Here is a 14,596-nt window from a genome sequence, read left to right on the forward strand (position 1 = left end):
ATCGATGGCAGGGCAAGAAAGCCATGCCCACTCGCGCGACCAGACCCCCGGCTATCGGAGGTCCAATAACGGTAACGGGCTATATCCGGCACGTGCGGCGGCTTAATGGGAGCGCACGCGTATCGAAGTCCCTAACTCTCTCCAAGCACTTCGTCCAAGTGGCGGGGACCAGCCAGCTGCAGTGAGCCATGAATCGTCTTGGTCTTGACCAAACCACAGCATCTCAATACGTCGAGCATTCGGAGCGATGGCGGGGGCAGCTCGACCTGCCAGCTCAAGAATTCCGCTCACTGTGCGCGCGAGACCACGGGGAATTACAAAAGGGCGTTTCCCGCCGAGCAGCTCCATTAGATCCAGCGCTGTCAACCCTTCCCACGGGTGGATGACGACGCGCGGAGGTGGAGATGCGGTTGTTGCGAGAAATTCAATCGCAGAAGCAACGTTTTCAACGAGTGCCTGTGGGCTGTGTTGACTACCAGGAGCCGCAACGGTCGCCAGGGGAGAGGCTGCAATGCGCGTCGTCATCGAAGTTACCCGCCGACTAACCGCATGAACGCTTGGGGGTCTGTAGATTATCGCGGAAGGATACTCCTTGTGGACTAAACGCTCCCCCTCCGCTTTCGAGTGCGCATACGCGGAAAACTCTTCAGTTACGGTGGTCTCATCTAGTCTAGATCGTCGGCCTTGGACGACCGCGCTACTGACGTGGACTAGTCGCGCAACGCCAGCTAATCGCGAGGCTCGTGCTACTAGAGCGGGGGACAGAGCGTTCGCCGCGAGGAGGACCCCTCGATCCTTCTCGGAGGCGTCTGGATTGCCGGCACAGTTCACCACAGCTTCGACTGCTTTGAATAGGTCGATCATGCCGTCATCTACTCTTAGTTCAGAAGCTGGGTTCTCGGGGACACTAGGTGGCGAAACCCGGGGCGCGCGGACTGGCACAACTTCATGACCCCGGTCGGTCAACGACTCTCGAACTGCGGACCCTACGAACCCGTTGGCTCCAACCAAAGCTATGCGCATGGGTTAAGGGTAGCGGTCTTAAGCTCTAGGTCAATCGCTCAGGCCGGATGTCCGAGAGTTCCTCAGCATACTGGAGTAAGTCGGGAAGCGCAGACAGACAAAGCGCTGGGACTAGAGCCCTGGCAGCGCCAAGCATCGTCGTAGACGACAGGCCACTGGTGAGAGCCACCACCCCTGCCAGCGCAGCCACATGCCAGTGCTCCCAGCCCTCCCGGTCGGCCAGCCGCTGGTAGGCGTGACTGCGATGGGCTTCCATGAGTTTTTCGCCACGATAGGCCCGCCTGGCCATAGTCGTTCCTGTATCTACCAGATAGAAACCGAGCGGCGACAACGACTCGAAAAGCCCCCTTGTGCCGGACCTAGAGAATGACGCTAGCGCCGTCGCAGCGACAATGCCACCGAAGTAATAGCTGCCGGCGTCCCCTAGAAACATCTTTGCTCGGGGTACGTTCCACGGTGCGAAACCCAAGCTCGAGCCTAGGGCTATGGCCGAAGGCGCGGCACTGGACTGGTCCATCTTCAACAGCCTAGAGAAGCCCCATGCGGCTGCGGTCGCGCAAGTAATCCCGTTTACGCCGTCCATAAAATTGACGGCGTTAACGATCGTCGGCAGGGCTAGAGCCCCTACAAGTGCCGACGTACTACCACCGATCGCGAGACCGAGAGCGCCGCCAATTGAAGCCTGCGCAGCCAACCGAAAAGTAGCCGGCAGACCCCACTTATCGTCGGCGAGTCCGAGTGCGGCGAGGGAGCCCACGGCTGCCGCTACCCCAGGATGGGTTTCAAACGGCCCGGTGCGGCCGATGGAGAAGCCAACCGCGGCACCTATGATGCAAGCAGCGCCGCCCCCTCTCGGTGTCGGAACCGTATGTGAAGACCGCAAATTTGGCACATCAACAAGTTGGGCTCGAGCAAGAGCCTTCAAAACAAGCGGGGCAGCGAGCGCGGTCGCAGCAGCCGTCGAAGCGACGACGGGTAGGCTAGTTCGAAACACAAGAGACACCAAGACCTCCAGAAAGTTCGCGGAAAACACTGCCGTTGGCAACGAGAAACAGCCAGTCGGCCAGACCGAGTGCAGGTCAAGTCCATCTCGCTAGCTACGTCGCCCTCGGAAGAAGGATACTAGGTGAGTTATAAACCACTCGCAGGCCTGACTGTGCTTTACGGCACCACTATTGGATCAAGTGCGTGGTCGTTCCTCCGTGGGCAGCTTGCTTTCATGAGACAGCAAGGGGCTGAAGTCCACGTGGTTAGCGCGCCAGATCGACTCTTGGAGAAGACACGGCGAAGAGAGCAAGTTCAGACTTACGGAATTCCGATGGAAAGGGAGATCTCTCCGTTGGCAGACTTGCGTTCACTCTACTCCTGGTTTCGTGTCATCCGTCGTATCAGGCCAGATGTGGTGAACGTGGGAACGCCTAAAGCCGCTCTCCTTGGTTTAATCGCCGGAAAAGCGTGCAGAGTGCCTGTGCGAGTGTATACAGTGCGCGGGCTGAGATACGAAACAACTAGTGGGCTGAAGCGATTATTCCTCAAATCGGCCGAGCAACTGTGTTGCGCGTTGTCTACGCACGTAATTGCGGTTGGGCATGGGGTAGCGAAAGAAATGCGTAGCGCGAAGCTCTCAAACAAGGCCATTATCGTTATCGGTGACGGGTCAAGCAATGGAGTGCCTGGGGCGCAGATAGCGGAGGGAGTATCACGGCTGTCACGTACAGAATGCCGTGCCCGTTTAGGTATCGAAAGAGACGCCTTTGTCATAGGCTTCATTGGTAGAGTTACTTCAGACAAGGGGAGTCAATGCCTATCGGAAGCGCTCAACCTCCTGCGGGGAAAGCAAGATCAATTCCGGTTCGCACTGCTCGTTGTGGGTGACGCTGAAGATGTTGAGTCTGCCAGCGCATTGAAAGATATATCAATCCCCGCGGTGTCAACTGGTTGGATAGATGACACTCTACCAGCCTTTACGGCGATGGATATACTGTGTCATCCAACTAGGCGCGAGGGATTCCCCAACGTAATTCTCGAGGCTGCCGCAGCCCGAGTTCCCGCGATAACTACCCGAGCTACAGGCGCTAACGAGTCTGTGGTGGATCGAGTTACTGGTCTGCTAATCGACGTGGACGACCCTCTCGCCCTTTGTGGTGCTATTCTCGAGTTAGCTAGTGATGCCGAGGGTAGGTTAACTATGGGGCGGCACGCGCAGGACAGGGCTCTTAAAGACTACGACCCTGCGCGGATCTGGGAGGCTTTGGTCGATATTTACCGGGGATTGGAGCCAGTGGACGTTTCGATGTACTAGATATTAAGCACGCCGGGCGCGAACTGTGTTTGACGTGCGATCTACTTAATCATGTGCAATCCGACGCTCGACCCCGAGCGGGCCCACCGCTCGCTACTAAGTCCGAAAGGCGATCACTAAATGACCACTTTCCTGTTCGCCTGGAACTCCGGGGAAATTGGCGGCAATGAACGACGCATGGTGGACGTGGCGGAAACTCTCGTCGCGAGAGGCAATCGAGTCGCGCACTTTGTTCGCTGCCACGGAAATCGTAGTAATCTCGGCGAATTGATTAGTAAACGGGACGCGGGCACCATAGTTCATGGTGGCTTAGTGCATCTATGCTCCGTCACTGTCAAACTCGGGCCGGATTACGTAATTGGAGCCGGCATGCCAGTTTCATTAATTCTACGTATGCTGCGACTGTCCGCACTTTCGAAGTCAGCGCTTATAATGCCACGTCCGGGTTTAGATTTCAACAAGGGTGCGGTCTACAGGTTCGCAGATCGCCGAACCGCGTTGCTGGTTGATGCCTTCCTCACTAACTCGCCTGCTGCTACGGGGCAATTAATAAGGCAGGGGATTGCGGCTGATAAGATCCTGGAGATCCCTAGTGCCTTGGGTCAGGATTGGTATGTCAACGTAGTTCCTTTGGATTCTGCCCGTCAGGTAACTAGGTTGGGGCGCGCGATTATGGTAGGTAACGCCCGACGCGAAAAAAACCAGCGTTTCGGAATCGAGGCATTTCTTAAGTGCAAAGCGCTAACTCGACTGGACGTTTATACGAGTGCGGGGGCGGCTTTCGACCACTTAGTCGCCCAAGCGGAGGCGGTTGGCAAAGAACTGTATGTGCATGTAGGTGTCTTGGTATCTCCGGAGACGTACGACACGGCGGAGCTTCTTCTTCATCCATCGCTTAGTGAGAGCCTCCCTCGAACCGTGCTGGAAGCACAGTCTCGCAACTGCTTAGTGCTTGCCTCCGAAGCGGGTAGCACCCCTGACATCATTAGTTATGGGCGAACGTTGGCGGCGACTTCGGTAGATGAATGGGCGTGGACCATCGACTCCATGCTCGGTTCGCCATCGGAAAATAGAAAAGAACCGATAATCGAAGCGTTGACTGTTTCTGAATACACCTCGCGTTTTCTGGCCGCTATAGGAAACCTATCGTGAAGAATGTTGAGAGCGGTTTATCGGCGTTCGTTCTGTCGCTCGTCTCCGCTGCAATATTAACCGCTGGTAAACTATCGCTAGACGGTTCAATTACGCCCATTATGGTATTGGCGGCAATCGCGGTAGGATTTTCGATTTCGGTTTTCAGTCCATTGACTGTACTGACGTTCGGCATTGTCGCAGAGTTTGCTGCCGGTGACTTCGTATCGTGGCGCTTAGTTGGCATGGGATGGGTTGTCATCTCCTGCGTTGTTATGCTCGTTCAGAGAAGCGGCTCAGTGCGCGGCCGCACTCTCCTTCCGCTTCCGCCATTGGTCGCTGTTGCTCTTTGTGGCCTGCCGCTGCTTCTTCTGGTCCGCATGCTTCTTGCTGGATCGATGCTCGCCGGTCTTCCGTATTTGGTATGTCTCGCCGTAGTTGTCGCTTGTTGGACCTCTTGCACTCTGGAATCTGCCGTCTCAGCATTATCCCGCGCCATCGCATTCTTCGTAGCTGCGTCTACGGTGTTTGGGAACTACAATGAACAAGGAATTCGATTCGAAGGAATTTCTGGCAACCCTAATGGCATGGTCGAGTGCATATTAATCGGTCTGCCGTTTCTCGTAGCCTCCGCTTGGAGGTTACGCGTCCGGGTCGAAGGACTTGGGTTTGTTTTTGTTATTGCTCTATCGGTCCGGCTTTTGATATTGAGCGGCTCATCACAGGCGCTAGTCGGTTCGGCGGTCTTGATTCTCGGATATGCTGCGCTTGGGTTGGTGAGGTACAAGTCGTTCTCGCAGCTAAGTGCCCCTATGCTTCTTTTCGCTGCCGTTATAGGTTACTTTGTTCTGCCGTCGGTTCTCGCTGGCCTGAACGAGGATGAAGCTTCTCTTTCGGGGCGGACTCCGCTGTTTGCCGAGTCTGTGCGAGTTATACTCGTAGAGCCAGTTGCAGGTACGGGTGCGTCCCATTTCGACGTCGGTGTCGAGGGTCCGTTTAGCGCGCACAATGCTCTCCTTTCTATTGGAGTCATTGCTGGTATTCCCGCAATGGCAGCATGGGTCGTCATAATCGTCGCGGCGGCCGTCGCGTCGACCCGGTTGGTGAGTCTTGAGCAGGGGGCCGCGCTATCGATGTTGTCTGTTCTTAGTCTGCAGTTTGTGGCTACGCTCCAAACTCGGCCTCTAGTTTGGTTTATTCTAATGGTAATAATTGCGTCGGATATCGCGAGTCGTCATGTTAATCGGGACACGGTGCAGGGCGATGCGGCTCGCAGTTAGTTGCGCCTAGCGCGCAAGCCGCAGCACGACCCCGGACAGCCGCCATGCCGACTAGCCTTCGTCTTCGGCTCCGTCTATCCGGGGCCCGTCAAGCTACTTCGGTGGGCTGCGGCATCGGTTCGCGGCTGACAAGTCCGCTGCTGTCTGCATCGGGCCGGCAATCCAGATTTCTAGCCCTCAGGATTGGTTGACGGAAGTGGACCGCGGCCCTAGCGTTGCCCACGAAATACGCCATAGCCGCGGCGGCAACTCGTGTTCCAGTCAACGTCGCGGTTATGATGTCTCAAGGGTGCTGGGGCTGTGCTGTCGCTCGCCAATTATCACTCGGTCAGCTTGGGCAGTCTTGGAATGCCCTTTAAGGTTGTACTGCGCGCTAGCGTTGCGATTGGCTGTCTGATTCTGTCGTCAGTCCAAGCAGTCGCGGAGCCCGCCAGTCCGAAGTTGGCGTGCTGACCTCTCACGTGGCCGGCCGCCTCCTCCCAGCACGAGCCAGACCGCGCGCTCGCCGGCGTAGCTGTGCCCGTAGCTCGGACGGTGATGGATCCGTTCCACGTCGTCCACCTCGCTTCGGACAAGCTGACCGTGTGCCGCCAGCGCGTGCAGCAGGCCGCTACCGGGCACCGGGGCCGCACGGGAGATCCGCTGTACGGGATCCGCCGGACGTTGAACACTGGTGCCGAGCTACTGACCGACAAGCAGAGGATCCGGCTATGGAAGGCGTTCGTCGCCGACGATGCGCACGTGGCGGTCGAAGTCACGTACGGCATCTACCAGCGGCTCATCTACGCCTACGAAGCCACCAACCGCCGCGAGGGCAAGATCGCGATGTACAAACTCCTCAAGTCGATCCGCGCCGGCGTGTCCAAGAAATTGCCCGAGCTCGCCCAGCTCGGCCGCTCGCTATGGAAGCGGCGCCGCGAGATCCTCGCCTACTTCGACGTCGGCGCCTCCAACGGCCCCGTCGAAGCCATCAACGGACGCCTCGAACACCTCCGCGGAATCGCCCTAGGTTTCCGCAACCTCAAGCACTACATCTTGCGGTCGCTCATTCACTCCGGACAGCTCCAGAACCGGATCAACGCACTCTAAATCCGGAAGGGCCGTTGAACCCCATGGCCGCACCCAGGGTGCTTTCCTCCCGCAACAGGGTCCACAACGACGGCATCAGCTTCGAGCAGCTCCTCGGCATCGCGGGCGATCAGGTCGAACTCGAAGGTCGACGTTGGCGCGACGCCGCGGTCGAAACCCGGGACAAGGTCGTGGCTTCCGGCTCGGACGGGCTGGAGTCCGCGGTTCAGGCCGGTAGCCACACGATCGAGTCGGCCAGGCTCGTCACCGGGAAGGCCGCCGAGGGGCTCAGCAAGCGGTTGCTTCGTAAGGGCACGGAACACGAGACCGGCGAGAACGTGGTACTCGACAATGCGTCCGAGCAGGCGCGGCGTTCTCTCACCTCGCGTTCGACCACGCTGCCCACCCGCGGGTCGGGCCGAGGTGAACCGGAGGACGACTAGCGCAGGTGGCGGCTAACGAGATCGGGCCGTGGCCGAGCAGCCCGGCCGGTAACGCACCCGGTCTCGGGCGCGGTTGATCCACCGGTTCCGCCCACCCCGCCCCGGCGGGCCCGGTCGGAGGGGCGGGCGTTGTCGTCGTAGACGTTGTCGACGTCGGGCCTCCACGGCGCCGCACGACGCCACCCTGCGTGGCGCCCCCGACGCCGGCCCACAATGCCGCACGGGCCGAACCCCACGAGGGATCCGGCCCGGCGCCCCGACGCGCGCGGGGCCGGCAGCGCGACCTACTGCAGATCGCCAGCGATGATCGCGTCCATGTTCCGCTCGGCAAGGGCGGTGATGGTGACGAAGGGGTTCACCCCCACGTTGCCCGGGACGAGGGAGCCGTCGACCACGTAGAGGCCGGGGTACTCGTGGAGGCGCCCGTGGTTGTCGGTGGCTTTGCCGAGCAGGCAGCCGCCCAGGGGGTGGTAGGTGAAGTCGTCGCCCCAGGTCTTGTACACACCGAACAGGTCGGTGCGGTAGATGGTGCCTTCTTTTTTTGTTGATCTTGTCGAAGACCCTCTTGGCCATGGCGATGCCCGGCTGGTTCTGGGACACGCTCCAGGTCAGGTCGACCTTGCCGGTGGCGGAGTTGAACTGGAAGCGGGCCCGCTCGGGGTTGTTGGCGATCGCCAGGTACAGGCTCACGTAGGTCTCGAGCCCGGCCGGCAGGGGAGCGATCTCGGCGAAGATCGACGCGGTGGGGTCGGCCCAGTTGTCGATACCGAGGGTGGGGATGGTCGACTGCGTGGAGCCGGTGGCGTCCCATGTGGTTGGCGCGCCCGACCATGACGTTGCCGTTGTTGCCCCATCCCTCGCCCACCTGGTTGGACAGGTTGGGCAGGAGGCCCTGCGCCTTCATCGACACGAGCAGCTTGCTGGTCCCGATGCTGCCGGCGGCGAAGAACACCTTGTCGGCCGTGACGTTCTTGGTGGCGATCACCGCGCCCTGCTCGTCGATCTGCTCGATCGTCACCGAGTAGCCGCCCCCGGTGGCCCGGGTGACTGCCGTGACCCGGTGCAGCGGCGAGATGGTGAGCCGGCCGGTGGCGGCGGCCTGGGCGAGGTAGGTCTTGTCCAGCGACTTCTTGCCCGCGTTGTTGCCGTAGATCACCTCGCCGCCCAGCGCGGAGGCCTGCGCGGTGCCCGCCGCCTCGCGCTTCATGTAGTCGAAGTCGTAGACGTTGGGCACGAAGGTCGTGGCGAACCCGGAGCGGTGCGCGGTCTTCCGGCCCACGCGGGCGAACTGGTACCAGGGGCTCGACTCGAACCACTCCTGGTCGATGTGGTTCACGCCGAGGGCGGCGTTCGCGCGCGGGAAGTAGGTGCCGTACATCTGGGCCGCATCGACGTTCGGGAGGATGTGCTTGAAGTGGCTGCGCTTGGGCGTGACCACCATGCCGCCGTTGACCAGCGATCCGCCACCCACACCGCGGCCCTGGTACACCTTGACCCCCGAGAACTTCTCAGCGTCGAGGACCCCGACGTAGCGCTCCACCTTCTTGTCGATCCCGAAGCCCATGAAGTTGCTGACCGGCTGGCTGGTGGTGTCCGAGAGCCAGGTGGAGCGCTTGTCCGGATTGAGCATCCCCGAGAAGATTTTGCCGTCCGGCCCCGGCGTGTCCCAGCTGCGGCCCATCTCCACGATGTGGGTCGCGATCCCCGCCTGCGTCAGGCGCAGTGCAGGTAGCGGCGGGGCGGTTCAAGTGGCGGCGGGCCCTCGTCGTCGTCGGTTCTCAGAGCGCACCGGGGGAGCGCCCCAGCTCCGGCCGCCGGGAGGCGCCGCGGCCCATGAATGCTTGAGGCGTCTGGAGTGCAGGTCGTAGCGTGGTGCCATGGCTGGGATCACCGCGCGGCGTGTGGTCGTCGCACTCGACTGCCCTAATGCTCGATCGCTCGCCGAGTTCTACGCAGCGATGCTCGGCTGGCGGATTCGTGACGATGCCGAGTACTCGGATTGGGTCGACGTGCTGCCGCCGGAGGGCGAGCCGGACGCGGTCACGCTCGCGTGCCAGACCGTCCCCGACTTCCGTGCGCCGACCTGGCCCGAGGGGCCGGTCCCGCGCAGGTGCACCTCGACTTCTACGTGGACTCGATCGCCGACTCCGAGCCGGCCGTACTCGCCGCCGGCGCCCGCCGGCACGAGCAACAGCCCAGCCCCGACGGGCGGTTTGTGGTGTACCTCGACCCGGTGGGGCATCCGTTCTGTCTCTGTGGGGAGTGAGGCCGGGGCCGGGCAGGCTCGGTGCTCGAGCTCTGGTGGGACACGTCTGGGCGTCCGAAGTGCAGCAGTGTTGACATCGAACCGGGAAACTCGCTTATTTGCCGTTTGCTCAGTGCATGATCGGTGGGATGCTCCGCCCAGCCGGGCACTGACGAAGGGCCCGCAATTGAGTGCACCTACCCACCGACATCGCTCGCATGCCTCGAGGCTGAATGTGGTCGGCGCCGTGTTGTCGACGCTCGTCCTGGTGGCCGGGTGCGGGGGCGAACCGGCGACTGACGAGCCGACCAGCACGGAGAGGACTTCGAGTTCGTCGACGCGGACGACCACAAGCAAGTCCAACACCACGACCGTCGCAAGGACGCCGGAGACGGCGACTGCGCCGACGGGGGCGCCGGCCGCGGCCACTCCCGCAGCTGCAGGGCCGACGCTCGTCGAGTGCATCTATGGCGGGGGAGCGTGGACGGAGAGTGGCTGGTTCAGCGACGGTTCGCACGGGTACCACCCGCAGTGCGCAGCTCTGCGCAGTGAGCAGATGGCCGAGAATCCGTACCGGTGCCCGCGGACAGATCATTACGTGGCAGACCTGTCGGAATGTGCCGATCCGAACGGTATCCCCGTCCCGCCCGAGAACCAGAATGCGCCCGCGGTGGAAAAGCCCGAGGAGACAGTGGAACCCGCCGAGCCCCCTGACGAGCCAGAGACTAGCGAAGCGCCGGAAGTCGACCCGTGCGACGCCGGCGATACGTCCGAGGCATGCCAGGAGTAGCCGTCCCCGTCCCCGGGCATCCAGGGCGGCGGGCTTGGCGGGAGGGAAACCGAAGTTGACGTCGTCGTTGGTCCTCTCGGGTTTCCTCCTGAGTTTTCTTAGCTCCGGGTGCCCGCGGTAGCCGCAAGTAGGGTCGGTTCCCATGACGAACATTGTCTTTCTCCCAGGCCTTCACGGCGACGCCCAGACGTGGTCTCCCGTGATCCGCGTATTGCCGGAGCGGGTGAGCGCCACCGCCCTGGATCTACCGGCCCGGTCCGACCTCGACGCGCTCGCTGATGAGGTGGCCGAGCAGGTCGAGCAGGGCAGTGTCGTGGTGGGGCATTCGCTCGGCGGCGTGGTGGCGATGCATCTGGCCGAGCGGCACCCGTCGTTGCTGGCGGGGCTGGTGCTGGTCACCGCCCCGGTGGGTGCTGAGGATACGGAGTCGGCGAAGGCGCGGGCCGACCGCGCCGCGGGACTGAGTCCGGAGGCGTACGAGGAGATCGCGCTCGACGGCATGGAGGCGGTGTACTACGGCGACCGCGGCCACGATCCTGAGGTCCGGGCCGAGCGGCTGCGCGCGGCACGGGTGTACGGGCCCGAGCGGTTCGCCGCCCACTCGGCGGCGATCGGCGCCCGGCCCGACCGGAGCGAGTTCCCCGCGCAGGCGGGTGTCCCGGTGCTGATCGTCGGGGCGTCGGATGACCAAGTGGTGCCCACCGAGGAGCAGCGACGCTGGGCAGCGGCGAACGGGGCCGAAGCGGGCGGCAGTCGGAATGCCCGGGTGTCTTACACCGAGATCCCGGAGACCGGACACATGCTGCCGGTGGAGGCCCCGGACGAGCTGGCCGGCGCGATCGTCGACTGGCTCCGCGGACTCTCGGGCTGACCCGGCCGGTTCCGCGCCACCCGGCAGCCGCGGGTCGGGCGGGTGGAGGTGGGCCTCGTCGTCGTCGTCATCGTCGTCGTCGCGATCTTCCACCCGCACCACGTCGCCCAGTGGCATGCCCGCCTGGCAGTCTCCGGTGACTGGACGCGCGGCGCCGCCACTGGCCGCTCGCGCGCGTACCGTCGATTCATGACCGAGCAGCAGCCCTACGAGGTGCTCGAGCATCACCCGGAGTTCGAGCTGCGGCGGTACCCCTCCCACGCCGCGGCGGAGGTGTCCGTCGGCGGGTCGTTCAGCAGTGCCGGCAACCAGGCATTCAGCGCGCTGTTCCGGTGCATCACCGGTCACAATGAGTCCGCCGTCCATCGCCATGACGGCGCCGGTCGTCCAGGAGGCCTTCGGCTCCGAGAAGGTCGCCATGACCGCGCCCGTGGTCCAGACCGAGGCCGACGGCGGCGAGCACGTGGTCGCCTTTGTCCTGCCCGCCTCGCTCACCGCCGCGACCGCGCCGGTGCCCACCGATCCTCGGGAGCGGGTCAAGCAGGTGCCCGACCGTGTCGCGGCGGCGGTGCGCTACTCCGGACGGTGGAGCGAGTCGGCCTATCGACGTCACCTGGCCGACCTCGAGGCCGGGATCGCCCGGGCCGGGCTGGTCGCCACCGGGCCGCCCAGGTACGCCCGGTTCGACCCGCCGTTCACGCCGTGGTTCCTGCGGCGCAACGAGGTGGTGCAGGACGTGGTGTGGCCCGAAGGCGGCTGACTCGCGTCGCGCTGGCGGTGTTCGGCAAATTGTCCGCTTCCGTTGGCTGCGGAACGGCGCTATTATCCGAACATGATAAACGGCAAGACGATAGATTCGAGACCCCCTTCGGAGGCGGAACTCGTCGATGCCGCGTCCCAGGCACTTCGCGAGAGACTCCCGCCGGAGTGGAAGATCGATACCAGGCAGGGCGCTACATCGTCGACATCTGGCGGCGCCGATTCTCTGATGGTCGCCGAGGCTCCCGATGGGAGTGCCGCAACATTCTGTGTCACCGTCAAGAGCGCCGTCGTAGCTCGCGACATACCTGCGCTTCGGAAGAGGTGCGGCGACACTATGGCCCAGGTGCCGGACAGTGGGTGCCTGGTCTTGACTCGCTATCTCGCGCCCGCCGACCGTGCGCGGCTCGACGCGGCTGGCATTTCATACATCGATGCGACCGGCAATATGAGGGTTTCATCCCCCGTTCCCGCACTCTTCGTCTCGGATCGTGGTGCCGAAAGAGATCCCTGGCGGGGGCCAGGGCGCCCGAGGGGCACCCTCAAGGGAGAACCCGCGGCGAAGGTAGTCAGAGCGCTACTCGATCTTCCCGGGCCATGGCGTGTGCGGGAACTCGCCGACGTCGCCAAGGCCTCGGTGGGGTCGGTATACCGTGTGATGCAGTTTCTCGAAGATCAGGGACTTGCGCAGCGGCTGCCTGACCGGCGATTCCTGGTGTCCGACTGGGCAGCTCTTCTGCGCAGATGGAGCGACGACTATCAGTTACTCCGGTCCAATGCCGTGTCCCATTGGATCGCTCCCCGGGGCCTGTCGGACCTTCTCGATACGGTGCGCGAGGAAGAGGACGTCGACTACGCGCTGACCGGGTCCGTCGCAGCAGCAGCGTGGGCTGCCTACGCACCAGCCAGGTCGGCGATGGTGTACGTCCGAAACGTCGAACGTGCAGCGGCGAACTGGGGCTTGCGCGCGACCGAAGCGGGAGCGAACGTGCTGCTGATCGAACCCACTTACCCCGTCGTCATGGAACGCGCCATGACCGCGTTGGAAGGGCTCACGGTCGCCCGCCCGGCCCAGGTGGCTGTGGACCTCATGACCGGGCCGGGCCGGGCACCCGCAGAGGCGAACGAGTTGATCAAATGGATGGGGGCACATGAACAGTCCTGGAGAGGGTAGTGGCGATCTGCTCGTCAGTGCCCGGTCTGCGCTTCTGGACGCGGCCGAGGCGTTGTCCGAGCAGGCCGCAGTCGACGGGCTGATTGCGAGACCGGCATGGAGGGCCGCCCGTCATGACCTCGACACGCTTTAAGGCTGTCAAGTTGCTTGACACGGTGGTACATTTTCAGTGCGACCCCAATCGACGAAAGAGCCCCTGGGCTTCGGGAATGATCCCTAGTTGGTTGGGGTTTCGTGCGTCAGTAGTAGTGCTCGGTGCCGTACCCGAAGTAGTCACTCTCGATCCTGATCTTGCTCCGGATCAGTCTGTGAGCCCGGTCGTCGCCGGTCTCCCACTTCCGTGTGACCGCCCAGGTGCAGTAGTCCGCAGCCTGGAGACCGAAGTCGGACTCATCCCGCCAGAATGCCAATACTCGCTTGGCGCGGAAGGGCAGACACTGGGCCATGACATCGTCCACGGCGCCCCTGAACGCAGCCCGGGTCTTCCTGGTTCCCATCTGAGCGGCGACGACCTGGATGGAATCGCCCTGGTGGAACAACTGAGGGGCGGCCCGACTGAGATGAAAAAACCAGGCGTACTGGTAGAACTTCGGTTCGGTTGGGCGGATCGAGGGCTGGGCCTTGGACTTCTCCAACAGAGTGATGTCGAACCGGAACTCAAGTTCCACCAAGGCGTCGAACACCGCGTCTCGCACGACCTGGGCGTCCGGAGAGGCGTGGAAACACGAATCCAAACCCTGGGCCTTCCAGGCCAGTTCGTCCCGGAGCCGCATGAGGCGCGTCCGGAGCGCCCACACCTGTTCTTCGTCGGCGCACAGCGTGCCAACCGCGAAGTACCTGGATGCCTTCCCATTGCGGAGGAACTGGAGGTCGCCACTCTCATCTGCGAACAGATACTTGATCGCCACGAAGGGGCCTTTCTCTCGACTGCCACCTATGGAAGCACATCGAGAGGACACTCCTCGGGCGGGAAACTCACTAAGCGCCATTACCCGCAGATGACATAAAGGCAGGTCAGCGCGAATATTCAGCGTTTAATCCACAGGCGCTCCCCAGCAAGTCACAGCCTTGTAGGCCACTGTGACGAGTTGAGGGCGCGGTGGGTGAATAGCGTGGACCAGCTCTACGTCGCGCCGCACGAGTTGGTCTATGCCGGTCGGTTCGAATGGCGGGAAGTGGCGGTCCGCTCTCGGCGGTCGTGGGCCTTGTCGTCGTCGCCCTCAAGACCGCAGTCCACGTCGGACAGTGAGCGTTAAGACGGAGCGGGTCCGGTGAGCCACCAGGCGATCACGTTACTTGTCAGCTCGGGGATCGGGCCCTCGCCGGTGGAGCCGTCGCCCCACCGCGGAAGGTCCACCCAGATGCGCAATGGTGGACTGCCGATCATCGGGAGGTCGACATGGGCGAGTGGGCGCATCGTCGAGGCGAGCACGTCCCTTTCGGAGGTCCCGCAGTTGAGCGCCGGGACGACACCCGGCAGGCAGATCACCTCGGCTCTCCGCCCCCCCCC

Annotated in this window: 12 protein-coding genes and 6 pseudogenes; 11 read left to right on the forward strand and 7 right to left on the reverse strand. The window is 62.7% G+C overall.

Annotation, left to right across the window (positions count from 1 at the left end; all coding sequences use genetic code 11):
- Window positions 1–102: 102 nt before the first annotated feature.
- Window positions 103–1,023, reverse strand: coding sequence for an NAD-dependent epimerase/dehydratase family protein (locus G6028_RS18130; protein WP_182657636.1), 921 nt, complete (start codon window positions 1,021–1,023; stop codon window positions 103–105).
- Window positions 1,024–1,048: 25 nt separating this feature from the next.
- A complete protein-coding gene (locus tag G6028_RS18135; RefSeq protein WP_422110509.1) occupies window positions 1,049–2,056 on the reverse strand; it encodes an MraY family glycosyltransferase in 1,008 nt (335 codons plus the stop codon).
- 123 nt (window positions 2,057–2,179) lie between these two features.
- Between G6028_RS18135 and G6028_RS18140 the strand changes: the two genes are divergently transcribed.
- From G6028_RS18140 to G6028_RS00285, 5 genes and pseudogenes are all read left to right on the forward strand, one after another.
- Window positions 2,180–3,325 carry a glycosyltransferase family 4 protein gene (locus G6028_RS18140; RefSeq protein WP_422110511.1) on the forward strand — a complete coding sequence of 382 codons (1,146 nt, stop codon included), beginning with the start codon at window positions 2,180–2,182 and terminating at the stop codon, window positions 3,323–3,325.
- A 120-nt stretch (window positions 3,326–3,445) separates the two neighbouring features.
- Window positions 3,446–4,477, forward strand: coding sequence for a glycosyltransferase (locus G6028_RS00270; RefSeq protein WP_182657642.1), 1,032 nt, complete (start codon window positions 3,446–3,448; stop codon window positions 4,475–4,477).
- A complete protein-coding gene (locus G6028_RS17990) occupies window positions 4,474–5,736 on the forward strand; it encodes an O-antigen ligase family protein (protein WP_182657644.1) in 1,263 nt (420 codons plus the stop codon). The genes G6028_RS00270 and G6028_RS17990 overlap by 4 nt, the downstream gene beginning before the upstream one ends.
- 516 nt (window positions 5,737–6,252) lie before the next feature.
- Window positions 6,253–6,825: pseudogene (locus G6028_RS00280) on the forward strand (ISL3 family transposase); the annotation flags it as partial.
- Window positions 6,826–6,848: 23 nt separating this feature from the next.
- Window positions 6,849–7,247: a hypothetical protein gene (locus tag G6028_RS00285; protein ID WP_182657646.1), complete on the forward strand. Its 399-nt coding sequence runs from the start codon at window positions 6,849–6,851 to the stop codon at window positions 7,245–7,247.
- 284 nt (window positions 7,248–7,531) lie between these two features.
- Here G6028_RS00285 and G6028_RS17500 read toward each other — a convergent pair whose 3' ends face one another.
- From G6028_RS17500 to G6028_RS17505, 3 genes and pseudogenes are all read right to left on the reverse strand, one after another.
- The gene (locus G6028_RS17500) at window positions 7,532–7,750 is read right to left on the reverse strand and encodes a GMC oxidoreductase (RefSeq protein ID WP_338404109.1); all 219 of its coding nucleotides are present in this window, start codon (window positions 7,748–7,750) and stop codon (window positions 7,532–7,534) included.
- Window positions 7,751–7,841: 91 nt separating this feature from the next.
- Window positions 7,842–8,027: pseudogene (locus G6028_RS18145) on the reverse strand (GMC oxidoreductase); the annotation flags it as partial.
- Window positions 8,028–8,214: 187 nt separating this feature from the next.
- A pseudogene (locus G6028_RS17505) lies at window positions 8,215–8,928 on the reverse strand (GMC family oxidoreductase N-terminal domain-containing protein); the annotation flags it as partial.
- A gap of 196 nt (window positions 8,929–9,124) precedes the next feature.
- Here G6028_RS17505 and G6028_RS18245 point away from each other — a divergent pair.
- From G6028_RS18245 to G6028_RS17515, 6 genes and pseudogenes are all read left to right on the forward strand, one after another.
- Window positions 9,125–9,223 (forward strand): annotated as a pseudogene (locus G6028_RS18245) (VOC family protein); the annotation flags it as partial.
- A gap of 74 nt (window positions 9,224–9,297) precedes the next feature.
- Window positions 9,298–9,513 carry a VOC family protein gene (locus G6028_RS00295; protein ID WP_422110510.1) on the forward strand — a complete coding sequence of 72 codons (216 nt, stop codon included), beginning with the start codon at window positions 9,298–9,300 and terminating at the stop codon, window positions 9,511–9,513.
- A 911-nt stretch (window positions 9,514–10,424) separates the two neighbouring features.
- A complete protein-coding gene (locus tag G6028_RS00300; RefSeq protein ID WP_182657648.1) occupies window positions 10,425–11,153 on the forward strand; it encodes an alpha/beta fold hydrolase in 729 nt (242 codons plus the stop codon).
- Between the two features lie 189 nt (window positions 11,154–11,342).
- Window positions 11,343–11,450, forward strand: a pseudogene (locus tag G6028_RS18150) (SOUL family heme-binding protein); the annotation flags it as partial.
- Between the two features lie 52 nt (window positions 11,451–11,502).
- Window positions 11,503–11,913, forward strand: coding sequence for an SOUL family heme-binding protein (locus G6028_RS17510; RefSeq protein ID WP_277817550.1), 411 nt, complete (start codon window positions 11,503–11,505; stop codon window positions 11,911–11,913).
- Window positions 11,914–11,985: 72 nt separating this feature from the next.
- Complete coding sequence (locus G6028_RS17515; RefSeq protein WP_241730431.1) at window positions 11,986–13,086, forward strand: type IV toxin-antitoxin system AbiEi family antitoxin; 1,101 nt, start codon at window positions 11,986–11,988, stop codon at window positions 13,084–13,086.
- Between the two features lie 239 nt (window positions 13,087–13,325).
- Here the strand turns inward: G6028_RS17515 and G6028_RS00315 are convergent, their stop codons facing one another.
- Together G6028_RS00315 and G6028_RS00320 are read right to left on the reverse strand one after the other, a co-directional pair.
- Complete coding sequence (locus tag G6028_RS00315) at window positions 13,326–13,994, reverse strand: DUF3800 domain-containing protein (RefSeq protein ID WP_067716045.1); 669 nt, start codon at window positions 13,992–13,994, stop codon at window positions 13,326–13,328.
- A gap of 344 nt (window positions 13,995–14,338) precedes the next feature.
- Window positions 14,339–14,596, reverse strand: a pseudogene (locus tag G6028_RS00320) (hypothetical protein); the annotation flags it as partial.

It is taken from the genome of Dietzia cercidiphylli, from assembly GCF_014145145.1.
Classification (GTDB): Bacteria; Actinomycetota; Actinomycetes; order Mycobacteriales; family Mycobacteriaceae; genus Dietzia; species Dietzia natronolimnaea.